This is a genomic window from Halomonas sp. ND22Bw (assembly GCF_003011945.1).
GTDB lineage: Bacteria > Pseudomonadota > Gammaproteobacteria > Pseudomonadales > Halomonadaceae > Halomonas > Halomonas halophila.
Window position 1 is genome coordinate 1 of sequence record NZ_PXWD01000295.1, and the last position, 383, is coordinate 383.

A 383-nucleotide genomic window follows, 5' to 3' on the forward strand; every position below is an offset into this window, starting at 1 on the left:
TCCTCCTACGCAAGCGCCAGCTCCCCGGCCGAGTGGCGCGCATGGCCCGACAGGGCATCGAAGCCCTCGATCCACCGACCGAAATCACCGACGGCCGCGATGTGCGCCCGAGCTTGGTGAAGGCGGACGAAGCATCCCGGCAGTTCGTCGAGGCCCGCAGGCCTCCCATCGAAATCAATCGAAAGCTCGATGCCGACGACAGAACCTTCCGGAACGCGGAATAGCGAAGTCAATTCGTCGGGAGGGATGTCCATCGCCCAGGGCACTCCGTTTGGGGTAGCCGTTCCGCCTTCGGACGGATTGCAAGGGATGCCGGTCCGACGCTTCCGCCAAACCGACGCCCGCCGGAGGCCAGGATTGGCGCGCCTCCCCGGTGAGCGCGA

The 383-nt window shown here is 66.3% G+C and carries 1 protein-coding gene; it reads left to right on the top strand.

The window, feature by feature from the left end; all coding sequences use genetic code 11:
- Positions 1–224 (top strand): hypothetical protein (locus tag CVH10_RS18140; RefSeq protein ID WP_219924784.1); only part of this gene is annotated, 224 nt, incomplete at its 5' end.
- Between the last annotated feature and the right edge of the window lie 159 nt (positions 225–383).